We start from the raw sequence: 20,202 nt of genomic DNA on the forward strand, positions 1-20,202 counted from the left end.
TGAGCGGACCCGGCGGGCGGGACACGGGGGCGCGCTCGAGGTGAGTGTTGAAACGTGACAATCCGGAGTGCTGGACGGCAAGATCGCGTCAATCCGGGTTTTAGCACGTCATTGACTTCGTGTTCCGTCGCATAGTAGCGTCACCGCGCCAGGTTTATGAAACCTTTCAATTCGGAGGTCGCGATGCTGCGGCAGGCGGCGGGGCTGTTCACGTGAACGTCGCGGTGCTGGTCACCTGCATCAACGACGCGCTGTTCCCCGACACCGGCAAGTCGGTGTTCCGGCTGCTGCGCCGCCTCGGCGTCGACGCGGACTTCCCGGCCGCGCAGACCTGCTGTGCGCAGCCGATGGTCAACACCGGCTACCTCGACGAAGCCGTGCCGGTGGTGCGGACGTTCGTGGACGCCTTCGAGGGCTACGACGCGATCGTCACGCCGTCCGGCTCCTGCGCGGGGTCGATCCGCCACCAGCATTCGATCGTCGCGCGGCGGGCGGGGGACGAGAGGCTCGCTTCGGCGGCGCCGAAGGTCTACGAGCTGAGCGAGTTCCTCGTCGACGTGCTCGGCGTGACCGACGTGCAGGCCTACTTCCCGCACCGCGTCACCTACCACCCGACCTGCCACTCGCTGCGCATGCTCGGCGTCGGCGTCGGCGACAAGCCGCTGCGCCTGCTGCGCGAGGTCCGCGGGCTGGACCTGGTCGACCTGCCCGCCGCCGACGAGTGCTGCGGCTTCGGCGGCACGTTCGCGGTGAAGAACGCCGAGACGTCGACGGCCATGGGCGCGGACAAGGCCCGCCACGTCCGCGGCACCGGCGCCGAGGTCCTGGTCGCGGGGGACAACTCGTGCCTGCTGCACATCGGCGGCCTGCTTTCCCGTGAGCGTGGCGGCGTGCGGGTGATGCACTTGGCCGACGTGCTGGCCTCGACCGAGGAGGACGCATGAGTGGCACGTTCGCCCGTGACCGCGGCGGTTTGGCCGACGTGCTCGCTTTCACCGAGGAGGACGCGTGAGCGCCACGTTCGTCGGCATGCCGGCCTTTCCCGAGGCGGCCCGGAAAGCGCTTGCCGACACCCAGCTGCGCCGCAACCTCGCGCACGCCACCGGCACCATCCGCGCCAAGCGCGCGGCCGTCGTCGGCGAGGTCGGGGAGTGGGAGGAGCTGCGGCTGGCCGGCGCGGCGATCAAGGACAACACCCTGCGCCGCCTCGACGAGTACCTGTTGCAGCTGGAGGCGTCCCTGCAGGCGCGCGGCGCGACCGTGCACTGGGCGCGCGACGCCGCCGAGGCGTGCGAGATCGTCGCGAAGGTCGCGCACACCCACGGGGTCGACGAGGTCGTCAAGGTCAAGTCCATGGTCACCCAGGAGATCGGGCTCAACGAGGCGCTGGCCGAGCACGGCGTCACCGCGTGGGAGACCGACCTCGCGGAGCTGATCGTGCAGCTCGGTGACGACCTGCCGAGCCACATCCTGGTGCCCGCGATCCACCGCAACCGCGCGGAGATCCGCGAGATCTTCCGCCGCGGCATGGACGACGCGCCCCCGGGGCTGTCCGACGAGCCGGCCGAGCTGGCCGCCGCCGCCCGGCTGCACCTGCGCGAGAAGTTCCTGCGGGCGCGGATGGCGGTGTCCGGCGCGAACTTCGCGGTCGCCGACAGCGGCACGCTGGTCGTCGTCGAATCCGAGGGCAACGGCCGGATGTGCCTGACCCTGCCCGAGGTGCTGGTCTCCGTGGTCGGCATCGAGAAGATCGTGCCGACGTGGTCCGACCTGGACGTCTTCCTGCAGCTGCTGCCGCGCTCCAGCACGGGGGAGCGGATGAACCCGTACACCTCGACGTGGTCGGGTGTCACGCCCGGCGACGGCCCGCAGGAGATGCACGTGGTCCTGCTGGACAACGGCCGCACGCGTGCGCTCGCCGACGAGGTCGGCCGCCAGGCGCTGCGCTGCATCCGCTGCTCGGCGTGCCTGAACGTCTGCCCGGTGTACGAGCGCACGGGCGGTCACGCGTACGGCTCGGTCTACCCGGGCCCGATCGGCGCGATCCTGAACCCGCTGCTGAAGGGCGTCGGCGTCGACGAGCAGACGGACTCGCTGCCGTACGCGTCCAGCCTGTGCGGTGCGTGCTTCGACGCCTGTCCCGTGCGCATCGACATCCCCGAGGTCCTGGTCCACCTGCGGTCGAAGGTCGTCGACGCCCACCGCGAGGGCACCCCGAAACCCGAGGCGCTGGCGATGAAGTCGGCGTCCTGGCTGCTGTCGGACGCCCGGCGCCTGAGCGCCGCCGAACGCGGTCTGGGCGTCGCCAACCGGGCCTTGACCCGCTTCGGCAAGCGCGTCCTCCCGGGCGGCCGCCGGGCCCTGGGCCGCCTGCCCTGGCCGGGTTCCCTGTGGACGAACGCCCGTGACTTACCGGCCCCGTCAAGGGAATCGTTCCGGACGTGGTGGCGCAGGGGAGGCAGGCCGTGAGCGCACGCGACGAGATCCTGGCGTCGGTCCGCGGCGCGCTGCGGAACGCGGACCGCACGGAAGCCCCCGTCCCACGCGGCTACCGCACGGTCGCGCCGCCGAACATCGTGGACCTGTTCGCCGAGCGCGTGGTCGACTACCGCGCGGCCTTGACCCGCTGCACGGCGGCCGAGCTGCCCGACGCCATCCGGAAGGCCTTGGGCCCGGCACGGAAAGTGCTGGTACCAGAGGGTTTCCCGGTCAAGCTCGACGGCGTACCCGACGCGGCGGACCTGGACATGTTCGACGCGGTCGTCACCACGGCGGCACTGGGCATCGCGACCACCGGAACCCTGGTCCTGGACCACGGACCCGGCCAGGGCCGCCGCGCGCTCAGCCTGGTCCCGGACGTCCACGTCTGCGTGCTGCGAGAGGACCGGATCGTCCCGGGAGTCCCGCAAGCGGTGGCGGCGCTGGACCCGGCCCGGCCGCAGACCTGGGTCAGCGGCCCGAGCGCGACGAGCGACATCGAGCTGACCCGGGTGGAGGGCGTGCACGGGCCGAGAACCCTGCACGTCATCGTCGTCGCGGACTGAGGAGGGGCCGTGTGCCTGGTGGACGCGGAGCTGAACCTGCTCGCCCTGCTGGCCGAAGGCCTGCCGGTGGAAACCATAGCGCGGCGCCTGGACCTGTCCGACCGCACGGTCCGCCGCCGGCTGAGGTCCATTTGCGACAGACTGGGCTGCACCACCCCCATCCAAGCAGTCGTGTGGGCCGCCCGAAGAGGCCTGGTGTGACCCGCGCGCCGCACCCCTGTCCGATCCCGGACAGAATCCTTGTCCCGCAAGCAAAGCCCACGTAGCGTCCCAGCAACGATTGAAACGATTCACCGCCGAATCCAGGCCGCACCCCACCGGCCACCCCAGGAGCTGCTGTGCGCCACAGACCCCTCCACCTCCTCGCCATCCTCGCCCTGGCCACGCTGGTGGTCCCGGCGACCGCCGAAGCCGGCGACCACGCCACCCCGAAGGACCTCCGCGCGAACCACCTGGAGAGTCCACTGGGGACGGACGACACCACACCCGAGCTGAGCTGGCAGAACACCCGAGACCAGACGGCGTACGAAGTTCAAGCGGCAACGTCGGAAGCCAGGCTGAACCACCCTGACCTCTGGGACACCGGCCGCACCAAGGGCACCACCACAGGACTCGACTACGCGGGACGAGCCCTGGGCAGCCGCCAGCGGGTCTACTGGCGCGTCCGCACCTGGTCCGGCACCACGACGTCGGACTGGAGCAGGCCGACCTGGTTCGAAACCGGCCTGACGAACCAGAAAGACTGGTCGGCGGGCTGGGTGACCAACAGCCAATGGCAGCTGAGCACCAAGCCGACGCAGCCCGTGGTGGTGACGCTCCCCGCCCAGAACGCCCAGTACGTCAAACTGGACGTGACCAAACTCGGACTCCCACTGGCCGAACAGCCTCTCGACGCCCAGAACCGCATGGTCACCACGGGCGACACCCGCCGCTTCCCCGACCTGACGTACCGCTTGCAGCTGGCCGAACTCCAGATCCGCGACTCGGCCAACCCTGCGGCGAACCTCGCCGACGGCCGCCAGAAGTACGTCACCGCATCGGAAACCCAGACCGTCCGCAAGGAGTGGGAGCCGGGCCTGATCGCCGACGGCCTCACGACGTCCAACCCCGAGGACGCCGGAAACGCGGGCTACCAGAGCGCCGCGCACACCGGCCCGGACGCCGACGTCTGGCTCACGATCGACCTCGGCGCCGCGCACACCTTCGACCAGATCGTGCTGTACCCCCGCACCGACACCCTCACCGCCGACGGCAGAACGCCGAACTTCCCGGTCGACTACACCGTCCAGACGGCTGCCGACGCGGCGGGGCCGTTCACGGTGGCCAAGACCGTCACGAACCAGCCGGCACCGGCGACCTGGCTGCCGCCCGCGCTGCCGGTGTTCGCCAAGGACTTCTCCGTGCACGGCCGCGTCACGAGCGCCCGCCTGTACGTCAGCGGCCTCGGCGTCTACGTGCCCAGCCTGAACGGCGCCCGCGTCGGTGACGCTGTCCTGGAACCCGGCGACAGCGACTACGCCGACCGCGTCACGTACGCCGCCTACGACGTCACCAACCAGGTCCGCGGCGGGGCGAACACGATCGGCATCGCGGTCGGCAACGGCACCGCGGACTCGCTGCACACCTCCGGCCGCTACCGGAAGTTCGCCCGCACGGCGAGCGACCCGCAGGTGATCGCGCAGCTCGAGGTCACCATGGCCGACGGCACCGTCCAGCGGATCGGCACCGACTCCAGCTGGCGCACCACGCTCGGCGCCACCACCGCGTCGTACTGGTACGGCGGCGAGGACTACGACGCCCGCCGCGAGATCCCCGGCTGGGACAAGCCCGGCGCCGACCGCCGGAACTGGGCCAAGGTGGTGCCGGCGACGAGCACCGCGAAGCTGACCGGCCGCCAGAGCGAGCCCGTCCGCGTCGTGGAACAGTTACCCGGCAAGGAGATCTCCCGTCCCGCGCCCGGCATCCGTGTCTACGACCTCGGACGCAACATCGCCGGCCTCCCGCAGGTGACGCTCACCGCGCCAACCGGCACGAATGTCCGGATCTACCCGGCCGAAGCGCTGCGTGACGGGCACGTCGACCAGTCCATCAGCAACGTCGGCGCGCCGATCTGGGACAGCTTCACGAGCAAGGGCGGCCGGCAGACCTGGCACCCCGACTTCAGCTACCACGGCTTCCGCTACCTCGAGGTCGTCGGCGTCCCGGACAACGCGCAGCTCTCGGTCGCCGGCCTGCGCACGATGGCGGACAACCGGTCCGCGGGCGACTTCGACTCCTCGGACACGACCCTCGACGGCATCCACCGGCTCACCCGCGCCGCCGTCGAGAACAACATGCAGAGCATCCTCACCGACTGCCCGAGCCGCGAGAAGCTCGGCTGGCTGGAGCAGGACCACCTCGCCTTCGACGCGATCGCCCGCAACTACGACGTCGAGGCCTACCTCGGCAAGATCGTCCAGGACATGGCCGACGGCCAGGAGGCGTCCGGCCTGGTGCCCAGCACCGTCCCGGACCACGTGACGCTCGCCGGTTCCTACCGCGACGACCCGAACTGGGGCGGCGCCCTGGTCCAGGTCCCGCTCAAGGCGTACCAGGCCTACGGCGACAAGGAACTGCTGAGCCGGTACTACCCGGCGATGCAGCGCTACCTCGCCTACCTGCAAGGACAGACCACGCGGTGGACCGACGGCGTCTACGACTACGGCCTCGGCGACTGGATCACCACCGAGTCCCCGGCGATGCCGCGGGCGATTCCCAGCAGCTTCGGCGTCTGGGCGGTCGCCGACGGCCTCGCCAAGGTGGCGACGGCCCTCGGCCAGGACGCCACGCCCTATCGCGCGCAGGCCGACGCGCTGGCCAGGGCCGTTTGGGCTAAGTACTACGTACCCGCGACTGGCCTGTTCGGCGGCGGTGGCCAGGGGGCGACGGCCCTCGCGCTCGACATGGGCGCGGTGCCCGCCGACCTGCGGGCCGGCCAGACCCAGCACCTGGTGGACGTCGTCGAGGCCGCCGGCTGGCACCTGGTGATGGGAGAGATCTCGTTCCCGTCGGTGCTGCGGGTGCTGTCGGCCGCGGGCCGCGACGACGTCGTCTACCGGATCGCCACGCAGACCACCAGCCCCAGCCTGGGCCACCAGGTCGCGGCCGGGCTGACCGCGCTCGGCGAGACCTGGGACGGCGGCAGCGGCCAGTCGCAGGACCACTTCATGCTCGGCGCGATGGACGGCTGGCTCACCACCCGCCTGACCGGCATCGGGCAGGCGGCCGGTTCGGCGGGCTTCAAGAACCTGGTGATCGACCCGGCGGTGGTCGGCGACCTGACGTCCGCGTCCGGGAGCTACGAGAGCCCGCAGGGCCGGATCTCCACGGCCTGGACGAAGTCCGACCGCGAATACCGCCTGACCGTCACGATCCCGCCCGGCAGCACGGCCGAAGTGCACCTGCCGCAGGGTGACGCCGTGTTCCACGTCGGCTCCGGCACCCACACCTTCCGGCAACCCATTCCGCGCGGCTGAAGGGGAATCCCATGCGCAGAACCCTGACCTCCCTGGTGCTCGCGGCGGCGACGGCGATCGCCGTCGCCACCCCGGCCACCGCCGACCACGACCGGGGCCCGGCCGAGACGACCACCCCGGCCCGGTTCGACCCGGCCGCCTTCGCGAACCCGCCGAAGGACAGCAGCCCGGCGATCTACTGGTACTGGAACAACACCATCACCAGTGACATCACCGACCAGCAGATGGCCGAGATGCGTGCCAAGGGCGTGTACGAGGCGGTGATCTTCCCGCTCGGCGGCGACTCGATGAAACCGGTCTTCCTCAGCGAAGACTGGTTCACGCTCGTCGGGCACGTGCTGCGCGAGGCGCAGCGCACCGGCATGAAGATGTGGCTGTTCAACGACAACAACTTCCCGAGCGGCCGCGGCGCGAACTACGTCGTCAACGGCGGCACCCTCGGCACCCGCACCATCCCGGCCCGCCCGGACCTGCGGCTGAAGGGCCTGCTGCGGTCGACGCGGATCGTCGACGGCCCGGTGACGCTGCCGCTCGCCGAGACGTCGGGGCTCAGCGTCGACACCGGCAAGCTGGTCGTCGACCCGGCCACGAAGCCGGGCATGGCCCCGCTCACCCCTGGTGCCGGCTGGACCGACTACACCGTGAGCGGCAAGGTCACGCTGACCGCGGGTGGCGTCCAGCTGGCCGTGCGCTCGGACGGCACCCACGGTTACCTCGTGGACGTCGACCCGAAGGGCGCGGCGAGTGTGTACAAAGTGGACGGTGCGACGCGGACGCGGCTGACCACCGGCGTCAACACCCCGGGCTTCACCCCGACCCACGTCCAGACGATCAACGTCACGGTCTCCGGGAACACGATCACGCCAAAGATCAACAACACCGTGCAGCCCGCTGCGACCGACGCGAGCTACCCGACCGGCGCCGCGGCGGTCTCGGCCGAGGGCACCCAACGCTCGCTGTGGGACGACCTGACCGTCACCGCCCCCGACAGCACGAAGCTGTGGACGTCGACCTTCGACAACGCCACCGCGCTCGCGGACTTCCCGCAGAACCGCGTGAACCTCGCCGGCGTCACGGCGGCGGCCGCGCGACCGGTCGGCACGAACGCCGCGGTGGAACTGAAGGGCTCCACCTGGCAGGTCCCCGCGGGCCGCTGGCAGGTCGACGTCTACTCGCAGGTCCTCCTGCAGGACGACTCGAGCGGCTACACCCGCGGGTACCTCGACCTGCTCGACCCGAAGGCGACGGACGCCTTCCTGAGCATCGCGCCCGAGGAGTACGCACGCCGCTTCCCGTGGGCGATGGGCACGGTCGTGCCCGGGTTCTGGGACGACGAGCCGTTCATCGCCTCCGCGCAGCCGCACCCGTTCAAGCGCCTGCCCTCCTCACCCGGGCTCGCCGACGCCGTCCGCGCGGCCGGCGGCACCCCCGGCGTCGCCTACACCGCGGCGGCCGACGGCCTGGACACCGTCGCCGACCAGGCCGCCGGGACGTACTGGCGGGCCGTCGACAACCTGTTCTCCACCAGCTACTACAGGCGCGAAGCCGACTGGATGGCCAAGCACCACCTCAAGCTGATCTCCAACCCGCTGCTCGACGAGCAGAGCCCGCAGCAGCGGATGAACTCGACGGGCGACCTGTCGAAGGACAACCAGTGGGCGCAGGTGCCCGGCAGTGACATGATCACCACCGACTACACCGCCGGCCAGCAGACCACCTTGGGGCGCAACGCTTCCTCGGCCGCGCACCAGAGCGGCGCGCCGCGGACACTGATGGAGACGTTCGGCAACGCGGGCTGGCAGGTGGCACCGGACTACATGCACGCCACCGTCGGCGCGCTGGCCACCCGCGGTGTCAACCTCACGTTCCTGCACGCGATGTACACCGACGAGACATCGGTGACGTTCGCACCGCCGTTCGGCCCGCGCAGCACGTTCTGGGAGGACATGCCGGACGTCGACGCGTGGATCGGCCGCGTGATGGAGCTGGGCCGGGGCGAGAGCCTCGCCCGGACCGCGCTCGTGCAGCCGCAGCGGGCCGCCGAGCAGACCCGGGTGGCCGACGCGTCGCACCAGCTGGACGCCGACTTCTCGGCGACGGCGTACGCGCTGGAACGCGGCCAGGTCGACTTCGACCTGCTGAGCGACTCGTCGCTGTCCGGGGACCCGGCCGCGCGGTTCCAGGCCGTCTCGCGCGGCGGAACCCTGCAGGTCGGCCAGGCGGACTACCAGCTCGCGGTGCTGCCGCGCACCCCGGTGCTCGACCTCGCGACCGCGCGTTCGCTGGCGAAGTTCGTCCAGACCGGCGGGCACGTCGTCGCGGTCGGACCGCTGCCGATACGCGAGGCCACCGGCCGCGACGCCGACCTGGCGCGTGAGCTGCGTTCACTCTTCGGTGGTGCGGGCGCTTCGTGGACCCGGCGTGGTGCCGGTGCGGTCGCGGTCGTCACCGACGTGAACACGATCGCGGGCCTGGCGCAGAACGCCGGGGACGGCGCGGCCCGGCTGCAGCCCGCGGCGGACGCCGTCCGGGTGTCGCGCACCGGCCGTGGCGCGGACACGGCGTTCCTGCTGAACAACGAGAGCGACGCGGTCGTCACCACCACGGCGACGTTCCCGGTCGACGGCACCCCCGAGATCTGGGACCCGCGCACCGGCACGGCGAAGGTCGCCACGGCGTACACGACCGGCCGGAGCACCACCGGCGTCCCGGTCACGCTCCAGCCGTACGAGACGCTGGGCGTGGTGTTCCGCAAGGGCGTCCACGACACCGCGCACCTCACCGACGGCACGCTGCCCGCGACTGCGGTCTCGCAGAACGGGCGCGACCTCCAGGCCGCGGTCACCGCGACGGCGTCCGGCAGCTACACCCTCACCGGGCAGGCGAACGGCCGCACCTACCGGGGCACCGTTCGCGTGACCGATCCCTTGGCGCCGATCGCGCTGAACGGGCCGTGGACCGTCAAGCTGGAGCAGGACGGCGCCGTCGCCACCGAACGCCCGCTCGGTTCCTGGACCACTTTCGCGCCGACGTTCTCCGGCAGCGCCGTTTACACGACAACGGTGACGCTCACGGCCGCTGACCTGGCGAAACGCAAGCTGGTGCTCGACCTCGGTGAGGTCCACGACCTCGCCACGGCGACGGTGAACGGCACGCAGCTGCCCGCCGCGCTCTGGCATCCGTACACAGTGGACGCCACCAAGGCGTTGCACCCGGGTGTCAACACGATCAGCGTGCGCGTCACCAACACCCTGGCCAACGAGCGCAACAAGATCCTCGTGTCGGGCCTCGTCGGCCCGGTCGCGCTGCGCCCGCAGGCCGCCGTCACCGCCCGGCTGGAGGCCACCCGATGACGATCAGCAGACGTACGGTGCTCACGGTCGGCGCCGCCCTGGGTGTGGGCGCCACCCTCTCGTGGGCTCCTCCCGCCCTCGCCTCAGGTGGGAAGCCGTTCCTGAAGCAGTTCGCCAAGCCCGATGCGAGTACCGCCGCCAAGTTCCGCTGGTGGTGGCCGCACGGGTTGGTCGACCTCGGCGAGATCGCCCGCGAGGTGGACCAGATCGCCGACGCCGGGTTCGGCGGGGTCGAGATCCAGGACGTCCACCACAGCGTCCAGACCGTGATGGACCCGGAGCACCACGGCTGGGGCACGCCCGCGTGGCTCGCCGCGGTGGAGACGGCGTTGCGCCGGGCCAAGGCCCGCGGCCTGACCGTCGACCTCGCGATGGGCCCGTGCTGGCCGACCGCGGTCCCGACGATCACGCCCGACGACGTCGCGGCCAGCAAGGAACTGGCCCACGGCGTCGTCACGGTCGAGGGCAGCTACTCGGGCCCGCCGCCGGCCGCGGTGGTGCCCGCCGAGGACGTCGTGGGCAAGCAGGACCTGGTCGCCGTCCAGGCCGCTCTGGTGGTCGGTTCACCCACCGCGGCGACGGTGACACTGGATCCGGCGTCGGTGCGGACTATCGAGGTCCACAATGGACAGATCGACTGGACCGCGCCGTCGGGGACCTGGCTGTTGTTCGCGTACTGGGCGCGCGGCTCGGCGCAGCAGCCGGAAGCGGGCCCGCACACCACACCGCTCGCGTACGTCGTCGACCACTTCAGCGCGGCGGGCACCCGCGTCGTCCTGGACGAGTGGAACTCGACGATCCTCACCCGCGCCATCCGCGGCCTGCTGCATGACGTCGGCGGCGACCTGTTCGAGGACTCCCTGGAGATCGAGACCGACGCGACGATCTGGACGCCGTCCTTCCTGGCCGAGTTCCGGCGGCGCGCCGGTTACGACCTGCTGCCGTACCTGCCGATCGTCGTCCAGAAGAAGGGCAAGTACCTGTACGCGTTCGACGCCGACACGTCGAACCACGTCCGTGACGACTACAACCAGGTGCTTTCGGACCTCTACCACGAGAACCACCTGATCCCGGTGCGCGACTTCGCGCACCGCCTCGGCATGACGCTGCGCGTCCAGCCGTACGGCCTGCAGACCGACGCCATCCGCAGCGCCGCGCTGCTGGACGTCCCGGAGAGCGAGTCGCTGGGGTTCAAGAACCTCGACGACTACCGGGTGCTCGCGTCCGGCCGGGACATGGGCGGGCGGAAGCTGCTGTCGTGCGAATCCGCGGCGTACGCGAATGGCGCGTACAACACCACCTGGGACAAGGTGCTGCAGACGATGGGCAGCGTGTTCGCGGGCGGCGTCAACCAGGCCGTGCTGCACGGGTTCGCGTACGCGACGGCGCCGGGTGCGCAGTGGCCCGGGTTCGCGGCGTTCTCGCCGTACAACGGCAACGGCATCGGGTACGCCGAGGCGTGGGGCCCGCGGCAGCCGACGTGGGGGCACGTGCCGGACATCGCCGGCTGGTTCGCCCGCACTCAACTGGTGCTGCGCACCGGGAAACCGCAGGTGGACATCGCGTTCTACCGGCAGAAGGGCTGGACCTCCACCGGCATCGGCGCGCCGTGGGCGACCAACGACGGCATCCCGGCCGGCTGGACCCACGGCTTCCTGAGCGAAGCGGTGCTGGAGCTGCCGAGCGCGGTCGTCCGGCACGGCCGCCTGGCCCCCGACGGCCCGGCGTACAAGGCGATGATCCTCGGCGGCGACCAGTTCCACGGCAGTGAGCACACGCTGTCCGTCCGTGCGGCCCAGCGTCTGCTGGACTTCGCGCGGGCGGGCCTGCCGACGATCGTCATCGGCACCTGGACGTCCGACGTCCACACCGAGGGCCTCGCGCTGGCGGGGGAGAACGACCGGCTTCGCGCGCTGGTCACAGCGTTGGTCGCGCTGCCTTCGGTCCGCGTGGTCGCGGACGCCACGGGCATCCCGGCCGCGCTCGCCGAGCTGGGCGTCACGCGCGACGTGGAGCACGACCCGTCCACGGTGATGAGCGTCCACCGCATCGACGGCGACACGGACTACTACTACCTCTGCAACGCGCGGCACGCCGAGAACCGCAAGATCACGGCCGTCACGCAGGACGTCTGGCTGACCGCGCAGGACCGTGACGCGCAGCCGGTGGTGTACAACGCCTGGACCGGCGAGACCGAACGGCTCGGCGTGTTCACCCGCTCCGGAAACAAGGTGCGGGTGTCGGTGTCGCTGAACCCGGGACAGTCGGTGATCGTCGCCCTGACGTCCGATCGGGGCCCGCACGCGGTCTCGTCGGACGCCTCCGAGGTGCGGTACCTGGACGGCAAGCTGCAGGTGCGTTCTTCGGTCGCAGGCACGTACTCGACAACGCTGTCGACCGGCCGGGTCGCGCGGACTTCGGTCGCCGCCCCGCCCGCGCCGCTGGCGTTGTCCACCTGGTCCCTCGAAGTCGAAGACTGGCAGCCCGGCGCGACGCCGACTTCGACGGTGAAGCCGAAGCGGCAGTTCTCGCTGACGGCGCTCGCGGCGTGGTCGTCCATCCCGGGCCTGGAGGACGTCTCGGGGGTCGGCCGCTACCGCACCACCGTGGACCTGGGCCGGTGGGACCACGGGCTGGGCGCGTACCTGGACCTGGGGGAGGTGTTCGACACCTACCGCGTGCGGGTCAACGGCACCGCCCTGCCGCCGCAGGACGTACTGGACACGGTGGTCGACGTCGGCCCGTGGCTGCGGTCCGGGCGCAACAGCATCGAGGTGGAGATCGCCACCACGCTCAACAACCGGCTCCGCGTGAGCCGCCCCGAGGTGTTCGCAATCGCGGCCCGCCAGGCGTACGGCCTGGTCGGGCCGGTGCGCTTGGTGCCGTACCGGCAGGAGGAGATCCGATGAACGTCACCCGGCGCACCGCGCTCAGTCTTGGTGCCGCTCTTGGTCTGGCCGCCGTGGTCCCGTGGAGTGCCGCTGCTGCTTCCGAGAAAGTGCGGCCCGTCGCGCTCGGCGGCGTCCGGCTGCTGGAGAGCCGGTACCTGGCGAACATGCGCCGGACCGTGGCGTACCTGAAGTTCGTCGACCTCGACCGGCTGCTGCACACCTTCCGGCTGAACGCGGGCCTGCCCACCTCGGCCGAGCCGTGCGGCGGCTGGGAGGCCCCCGACATCCAGCTGCGCGGGCACACCACCGGGCACCTGCTGTCCGGCCTCGCCCTGGCGGCCGCGAACACGGGGGACGCCGAGCTGGCCGCGAAGGGCGCCCGGCTGGTGGCGGAGCTGGCGAAGTGCCAGGCGCCGTCCGGCTACCTTTCGGCGTTCCCGGAGTCGGACTTCGTCAACCTCGAAGCCGGGAAGTCCGTGTGGGCGCCGTACTACACGATCCACAAGATCCTCGCCGGGCTCCTCGACCAGCACCGGCTGCTCGGCACCGCCGGCGCTCTCGACGTCGCCCGCGGTATCGCCCGTTGGATCGACGCCCGCACCGCGCCGCTGTCCCACGACGCCATGCAGAAGGTCCTCCACACCGAGTTCGGCGGGATGAACGAGGCCCTGGCCAACCTCTACGCCGTCACCAAGGACCCGCTGCACCTCACGCTCGCCCGCCGCTTCGACCACGACGAGATCTTCACCCCGCTCGCGGCGCGCACCGACACCCTCGCCGGGCGGCACGCCAACACCGACATCGCGAAGATCGTCGGCGCCGCGGCCGAATACGACGTCACCGGCGAGCAGCGCTACCGCACGATCGCGACGTACTTCTGGGACCAGGTCGTCCACCACCACAGCTACGTGATCGGCGGCAACGCCAACGCGGAGTTCTTCGGCCCGCCCGACCAGATCGTCAGCCAGCTCGGCGAGAACACCTGCGAGAACTGCAACAGCTACAACATGCTCAAGCTCGGCCGCCTGCTGTTCCGGCAGGACCCGAGCCGCACCGAGTACCTCGACCACTACGAGTGGACGCTGCTCAACCAGCTGCTCGGCGAGCAGGACCCGGACTCGCCGCACGGGTTCGTCACCTACTACACCGGCCTGACGCCGGGCACCGAGCGCAAGCCCAAGGAGGGCGTGACCTCCGACCCCGGCACCTACAGCAGCGACTACGGCAACTTCACCTGCGACCACGGCACCGGCCTGGAAACCCACGTCAAGTACGCCGAGAACATCTACTTCACGACGGGCGACACGCTGTACGTCAACCTGTTCATCCCGTCCACAGTGGACTTCCACGGCGCGCGCGTGAGCCTGGAGACCGAGTACCCGTACGACGAGACGGTCCGGCTGCGCGTCGACGGCTCCGGCGAGTTCGCGCTGCGCGTCCGGATCCCGTCGTGGGTCTCGAAGCCGCGGCTGACGGTCAACCGCGCCCCCGTGTCCGCCGAACCGGGGCGCTTCGCGACGATCCGGCGGCGGTGGCGTGCGGGTGACGTCGTCGAGCTGCACCTGCCGATGGCCCCGCGGTGGCTGCCCGCGCCGGACAACCCGGCCGTGCGCGCGCTCACCTACGGCCCGCTGGTGCTGGCCGCCCGGCACGGCGCGGAAGGGCCGCCGGTGATCCCGACCGTGGATCCGCGCACCCTGCGGCGTGAGCCCGGCCGCGCGGAGTTCAGCGTCCAGGCGGGGGAGCGGCGGCTGCGGCTGAGCCCGTTCCTCGACGTCCAGCACGAGCACTACAGCGTCTACTTCGCCTCACCGCCGGAGCGCCCGGCGCCGAAGACCGTCGCGCTGTACCCGCTCGGCGCGAGCCTGGCCGAGAGCACCCACCGCTGGCCGGATGCCATCCTCTCGGGCGGCGCGACCCATGGGGCGCGGGGCATCGAACTGGACGGCGTCGACGGGCACGTGCGGCTGGCTTCGGGCCTGCCGGCGAACCTGACCGAGCTGACGGTGTCGATGTGGGTCCGGGCGGACACGATCGTCAACTCGGCGCGGGTGTTCGACCTCGGGTTCAACGCGCAGTCCTACCTCTTCCTGACCCCGCGCACCGGGCTCGGCGTCGCGCGCTGCGCGATGAAGCTCGGCGGGATGGAGACGGAGGACTTCGTGGACGCCGCCGTCGCGCTCCCGGCGGGGGTGTGGACGCACGTGGTGGTGACCGCGGGCGCCGGGCTGCGCCTGTACTTCGGCGGTGAGCTGACCGGCGCGAACCCGGCGCCGCTGATGAGCCCGCTCCTGCTCGGCGCCACCCAGCTGAACTACCTCGGCCGCTCGCAGAACCCGAAACACCCGTACCTGAAGGGCGCCGTCGCCGATTTCCGGTTGTACGGCCGGGCACTCGGGGAGGACGAGGTGCGGGCGCTGGCCGGGCGCCGCTGAAACCACGCCTCAGCGCCGCAGAGCCTGACAAAGCGGGCCCGGGAAGCGCTCTCCCCGGAGGAAGGCGGGACTTGGCGCCGATGCCTTGCGCCGGGGCGCTCGGTGCACCACCATCTCGTGACGTTCTGCACGTGCAGGCGCACGGGCAAAGGGGGGTGCATGACCGAGGTGGTGCCGGCGGTGGCCGGGACGGCAGACGTTCCGAGCGACGCGGCCTTGATCGAGGCGGTGCGAGGCGGGGACACCTCGGCGTACGGCCAGCTCTACGACCGGCACCTGGTCGCCGCCCGGCGGGTGGCGGCCGCGATCGCGGCCGACGCCGCCGAGCGCGACGACCTGATCGCCGAAGGATTCACCCGTGTACTGCGGATTCTGAGCTCGGGCGCGGGTCCGGACGAGGATTTCCGCGCGTACCTGCTCACGACCATCCGGAACACGATGATCAACTGGCGCCGGCGCGATTCCGGCGTCTCCGTGGTCGCCGAGGTGCCGGACGTGCTGCCGGCGGTGGGCAGCGACGAGCCGGTGGGGAGCCGGCTGCACGCCACCGTCGCCGCGGACGCCTTCGCCGAACTGCCCGAACGGTGGCGGACCGTGCTGTGGCGCACCGAGATCGACGGCGATTCGCCGGCGCGGATCGCGGAGGACCTCGGGATGACGCCCAACAGCGTCGCCGCGCTGGCCTACCGCGCCCGGGAAGGGCTGCGGCAGGCCTACCTGGACCAGCACATCCCGGCCGCGCGGCGGCGGAACTGCCGCGTCGTCGGCGGCCAGCTCTCCCGGTGGGTGCGCGACGGGATCGGGGAGCACAAAGCGAACCGGATCACCACCCACCTCGACCGCTGCGCCGACTGCCGCGAGCTGGCCACCGGTCTCCGGCGGCTCAACGAGGAACTGCCCGCCGCGATCGCGCCGCTGCTGCTGGGCGTCCCGTTCGTCACGCAGTGGCTGTCCGGGTCCCTCGCCGGGACCGGCGCGGCCGCAGGCACGGGCGCGGCCGCCGGAACCGGAGCGTCCGCCCTGTCGTGGGCCACGGCGGCGAAGGTGGCCGCCGCGAGCGCGGCACTGGTCACGACGGTGACGATCGGCGCGAGCACCTCCGCCGGGCCGCCCGCGTCCGTGACCGACGGCGGGGTGGTGGCCCCGGCGCCGACGAAGGTGATGGCCCCGGCCAGACCCGCCGGGCAGGGTGAGAACCCGGGTTCGCCCCCGCAGCTCACCACCGCGCCGGAGGTTCCGGGAGTCGTGACGACGAGCGAGGAGCCCGACGTCACGGACAGCGCCGGCGAGGAGGCGTCGGGCGAGACGGCCGCTGAGACGGGGAAGCAGAAGAAGGCCGACAAGACCAAGGAAAAGACCAAGACCAAGGCGCCGAAGACGTCCAAGACCCCGAAGCCGGAGAAGACGAAGAAACCCAAGGAATGATCCGGCTCACCGAGGAGCGGCCAGCACGGCCGCGAGACCCTCGCGCAGATCGTCGACGAAGAACCCGGGAACCTCCAGCGACGGGAAGTGCCCGCCGGTTTCGGGCTCCGTCCACCGGACGATCCGGCGGTACCGCTCCTGCGACCAGGCACGCGGGTACTTCTCGATGTCGCGGGGGTACATGGTGATCGCCGAGGGGACGTCGACCCGGAGGCCGGGATCGAGCGAGTTGTGGCTTTCGTAGTAGATGCGGGCCGCCGACGCGCCGGATCGCGTCAGCCAGTACAGGGTGACGTCGTCGAGCACGCGGTCGCGGGAAATCGTCTCGAACGGGCTGTCCTCGGTGTCCGACCATTCGGCGAACTTGTCGAGGATCCAGGCGAGCAGCCCGATCGGTGAGTCGACGAGCGAGTAGCCGATGGTCTGCGGCCGGGTCGCCTGCTGCTTCGCGTACGCCGCGCGGTGGCGCCAGAAGTGGCGGGTTTCCTCGGTCCACCGGCGTTCGGCCGCCGTCAGGCCGTCCGTGGTCAAGCCGGGCGGTCCCTCGGCGAAGGTCGTGTGGATGCCGAGAACGTGCTCCGGGAACCGGCCGCCGAGCACCGTGGTGATGTTGCCGCCCCAGTCGCCGCCGTGGGCCGCGAACTCGGGGTAACCGAGCCGTCCCATCAGGTCCACCCACGCGGCCGCGATCTTTTCGGTTCCCCAGCCGGTGGTGGCCGGCTTGTCGCTGTGACCGAAGCCCGGCAGCGAGGGCGCCACGACGTGGAACGCCGGCGCGTCCGCGTCTTCCGGATCCGCCAGCTCGTCGATCACGTCGACGAACTCGGCGACGCTGCCCGGCCAGCCGTGCGTCATGAGCAGCGGTGTGGCGTCCGCGCGCGCGGATCGGCGGTGCAGGAAGTGGATGCCCAGACCGTCGATGGTCGTGCGGAACTGGCCGATCCGGTCGAGGCGCTCTTCGAACGAGCGCCAGTCGTAGCCGGTGCGCCAGTAGTCCACGAGATCGACGAGGTCGGCGAGCGGAACGCCCTGGTCCCACCGTCGCGGGGTGCCACGGACCGTTTCGGGCTCCGGCAGCCGCGCGGCGGCCAGCCGTGCGCAGAGATCGTCGAGGTCGGCGTCGGGTGCTTGGGCTGCGAATACGTGCACGCCGGTGGTCATGAGCCCTCCTGTCGTCGTGAACCGTCTTAGATGGTTCTAACAGGCGTCCAAGGCTTCACGCAACCTGCTAAGCTGGTTCCATGCGTATCGAGTTCCCCGAATTCCGCCTCGGAAATGTGCTGGCGACCAGCTTCACGGGGACTCTGTCGGAGCGTCACGGCGATGCCGTGGAACGCATTCCCACCCCGCGCCGGCTCGTCGACTGGCTGGTGGTGAGCGGCCTCGCCGTGGACTCCTGCACGCCCGCTCAGCTCGAACTCGCCCGGGAACTGCGGGAATCGATTCACGCCGCCGCGACGGCGGCCGCGATCCGGGACGTGCTTCCCGCGTCCGCCGTCGAGGTCCTCAACCACCGCAGTGCTGACGGCAAGGCGGCGGCCATCCTGACGCCCGAGGGCACACGACGATGGCAGCTCGGTTCGGCGTCCCGAGTGGAGGACGCCCTCGGCGTGATCGCCGCCGACGCGATCAGCATCATCGCGGGCGAACGAGACGGAAAACTGGCGTTGTGCGCCTCGACGACGTGCCAAGCCGCCTTCTTCGACACCAGCCAAAGCCGCACCCGGAAATGGTGCGACATGAACACGTGCGGGAATCGCCAGAAGAAAGCGCGCTTCCTCGCCAACCAGCGCAAGAACCCCGGATCAGCGGAGTGACGGCCGCCGGCACAGTAGGCTCCACCGGATGAGCGGGGTATCCACGGCGTCGTCTCCGGAGCACTCGATGGTCGAAACCCGGCACCAGACCCGGTTGCTGACGCTGCTGCGGGACGAGGGCCCGATGTCGCGGGTCGAGCTGGGGGAGCGGCTGGAGCTGCCGCGCGCCCGGGTCGGGGCCGAGGTGGCGCGCCTCGACGAGGTCGGCCTGGTCGAGACCGCGGGGCCCTCGGCCAGCCGCGGCGGGCGCCGGTCGACGCTGGTCCGGCTCTCCGGTGAGCTGCGGGTGCTGGCGGTGGACGTCGGCGCGACGTCGGTCGGCGTGGCCGTGACCGACGCGTCCTGCGAGGTGCTCGCGCACACCGTCGAGGACTGCGACGTCCGGCAGGGGCCGCACCCGGTGCTGCGCCGGGTCGCCGAGCTGGCGGCGAAGGTCCGGGACGAGGCACCCGGCCGGCTGGTCGCCGCGGGCATCGGGCTGCCGGGGCCGGTCAGCTTCGCCGAGGGGATGGCCGTCGCCCCGCCGATCATGCCCGGCTGGGACCGGTTCAACGTGCGGGACCACCTCGGCGGGCTCTGGGGCTGCCCGGTGGCGGTGGACAACGACGTCAACGCGATGGCCCTCGGCGAACGGCACGCCGGGGTCGCGCGTTCGACCGACGACCTGATGTTCGTCAAGATCGGCACCGGGATCGGCTGTGGCATCGTGCTCGGCGGCAAGGTGTACCGCGGGGTCGCCGGCACGGCCGGGGACATCGGGCACATCCGGCTCGACGACTTCGGCCCGACCTGCGCCTGCGGGGAGGTCGGCTGCCTGGAGGCCTACTTCGGCGGCGCCGCGCTGGCCCGCGACGGGCTGGCCCTCGCGCGCAGCGGCCGGTCGGCCCACCTCGCCGACGCCGCCGCCGAACGCGGGGTGGTCACCGCCCGCGACGTCGGCCGAGCCGCCGCGGCGGGCGACTTCGGCGCGGTCAACCTGATCCGCGACGGCGGGCGCCGGCTCGGCCACGTCGTCGCGTCGCTGGTCAGCTTCATCAACCCGGGCATGGTGGTGATCGGCGGCGGCGTGGCGCAGCTCGGGCACCAGCTGCTCGCCGAGGTGCGCAGCGCGGTGTACCGCCGCTCCCTGCCCCTGGCGACCGGCAACCTCCCGATCGTGCTGTCCGAACTCGGCGAGACGGCGGGCGTGATCGGTGCGGCGTGGTCCGCGACCGACCGGGCCTTCACCCTCAGCAGCTGACCACGCTCGCCTGCGGTTGTGGGCGTTCAGAGCCGCGTCACGGCAGGGGCCTCAGCGCTCGTCGATGGAGCTTTCTGGACACTCAGCGTCCCAAATCCTCCATCGATACTTCGCGGCCGTGTCCCGGGGCCGAAGATTCCCGACCGGCTCACTCGTGGTTGACTCGGGTCGGCCGTCCGAACTCGGCGAGACGGCGGGCGTGATCGGTGCTGCGTGGTCCGCGACCGACCGGGCCTTCACCCTCAGCAGCTGACGCGCCCCCACGCAAGAGGTCTGCGGCGGGAGCTGGTCGGGCTCCAGGAGTCTCGGCGCTCGGCGATGGAGGAATCTGGCCGTCAGGCGTCCCAAATCCTCCATCGCCACCGCGCCACGCCCCGGTGGAGCAGACCGCCGCACTCACGACCCCCTGCGGCAGGAGCCGATCGGAACCTCACCCTCGGTCGCTGAACACACCCCCGCCGTAGCGCTCGAACCGTGCAGAC

General features: G+C 71.5%; 12 protein-coding genes. 11 read left to right on the forward strand and 1 reads right to left on the reverse strand.

Annotation, left to right across the window (positions count from 1 at the left end; translation table 11 throughout):
* Nucleotides 1–212: 212 nt before the first annotated feature.
* From ACIOD2_RS44795 to ACIOD2_RS44835, 9 genes are all read left to right on the forward strand, one after another.
* On the forward strand, nucleotides 213–944 hold the full coding sequence (locus tag ACIOD2_RS44795; RefSeq protein ID WP_400551693.1) for a (Fe-S)-binding protein: 732 nt from the start codon (nucleotides 213–215) through the stop codon (nucleotides 942–944).
* Between the two features lie 85 nt (nucleotides 945–1,029).
* A complete protein-coding gene (locus ACIOD2_RS44800; RefSeq protein WP_400552070.1) occupies nucleotides 1,030–2,469 on the forward strand; it encodes a LutB/LldF family L-lactate oxidation iron-sulfur protein in 1,440 nt (479 codons plus the stop codon).
* Complete coding sequence (locus tag ACIOD2_RS44805; RefSeq protein ID WP_400551694.1) at nucleotides 2,466–3,044, forward strand: lactate utilization protein C; 579 nt, start codon at nucleotides 2,466–2,468, stop codon at nucleotides 3,042–3,044. The genes ACIOD2_RS44800 and ACIOD2_RS44805 overlap by 4 nt, the downstream gene beginning before the upstream one ends.
* 9 nt (nucleotides 3,045–3,053) lie before the next feature.
* Nucleotides 3,054–3,245 carry a LuxR C-terminal-related transcriptional regulator gene (locus ACIOD2_RS44810; protein ID WP_400551695.1) on the forward strand — a complete coding sequence of 64 codons (192 nt, stop codon included), beginning with the start codon at nucleotides 3,054–3,056 and terminating at the stop codon, nucleotides 3,243–3,245.
* A gap of 137 nt (nucleotides 3,246–3,382) precedes the next feature.
* Complete coding sequence (locus ACIOD2_RS44815; RefSeq protein ID WP_400551696.1) at nucleotides 3,383–6,559, forward strand: family 78 glycoside hydrolase catalytic domain; 3,177 nt, start codon at nucleotides 3,383–3,385, stop codon at nucleotides 6,557–6,559.
* 11 nt (nucleotides 6,560–6,570) lie between these two features.
* Nucleotides 6,571–9,912, forward strand: a complete 3,342-nt coding sequence (locus ACIOD2_RS44820) for a glycosyl hydrolase (RefSeq protein ID WP_400551697.1) — start codon at nucleotides 6,571–6,573, stop codon at nucleotides 9,910–9,912.
* A complete protein-coding gene (locus ACIOD2_RS44825) occupies nucleotides 9,909–12,821 on the forward strand; it encodes a glycosyl hydrolase (RefSeq protein WP_400551698.1) in 2,913 nt (970 codons plus the stop codon). Before ACIOD2_RS44820 ends, ACIOD2_RS44825 begins: the two co-directional genes overlap by 4 nt.
* Nucleotides 12,818–15,238 (forward strand): beta-L-arabinofuranosidase domain-containing protein, encoded by a 2,421-nt coding sequence (locus ACIOD2_RS44830; protein WP_400551699.1) that lies wholly within the window; start codon nucleotides 12,818–12,820, stop codon nucleotides 15,236–15,238. Before ACIOD2_RS44825 ends, ACIOD2_RS44830 begins: the two co-directional genes overlap by 4 nt.
* Before the next feature lie 159 nt (nucleotides 15,239–15,397).
* A complete protein-coding gene (locus ACIOD2_RS44835) occupies nucleotides 15,398–16,663 on the forward strand; it encodes an RNA polymerase sigma factor (protein ID WP_400551700.1) in 1,266 nt (421 codons plus the stop codon).
* A 6-nt stretch (nucleotides 16,664–16,669) separates the two neighbouring features.
* On the opposite strand, the gene ACIOD2_RS44840 is transcribed toward ACIOD2_RS44835, so the two are convergent.
* Nucleotides 16,670–17,824, reverse strand: a complete 1,155-nt coding sequence (locus ACIOD2_RS44840; RefSeq protein ID WP_400551701.1) for an epoxide hydrolase family protein — start codon at nucleotides 17,822–17,824, stop codon at nucleotides 16,670–16,672.
* Between the two features lie 80 nt (nucleotides 17,825–17,904).
* Here ACIOD2_RS44840 and ACIOD2_RS44845 point away from each other — a divergent pair, with 80 nt between their 5' ends.
* Both ACIOD2_RS44845 and ACIOD2_RS44850 read left to right on the forward strand, forming a co-directional pair.
* The gene (locus tag ACIOD2_RS44845) at nucleotides 17,905–18,480 is read left to right on the forward strand and encodes a CGNR zinc finger domain-containing protein (RefSeq protein WP_400551702.1); all 576 of its coding nucleotides are present in this window, start codon (nucleotides 17,905–17,907) and stop codon (nucleotides 18,478–18,480) included.
* Nucleotides 18,481–18,547: 67 nt separating this feature from the next.
* Nucleotides 18,548–19,720, forward strand: coding sequence for an ROK family transcriptional regulator (locus tag ACIOD2_RS44850; protein WP_323327744.1), 1,173 nt, complete (start codon nucleotides 18,548–18,550; stop codon nucleotides 19,718–19,720).
* Nucleotides 19,721–20,202: the final 482 nt, after the last annotated feature.

The sequence above is a fragment of the Amycolatopsis sp. NPDC088138 genome, from assembly GCF_044741685.1.
Classification (GTDB): Bacteria; Actinomycetota; Actinomycetes; order Mycobacteriales; family Pseudonocardiaceae; genus Amycolatopsis.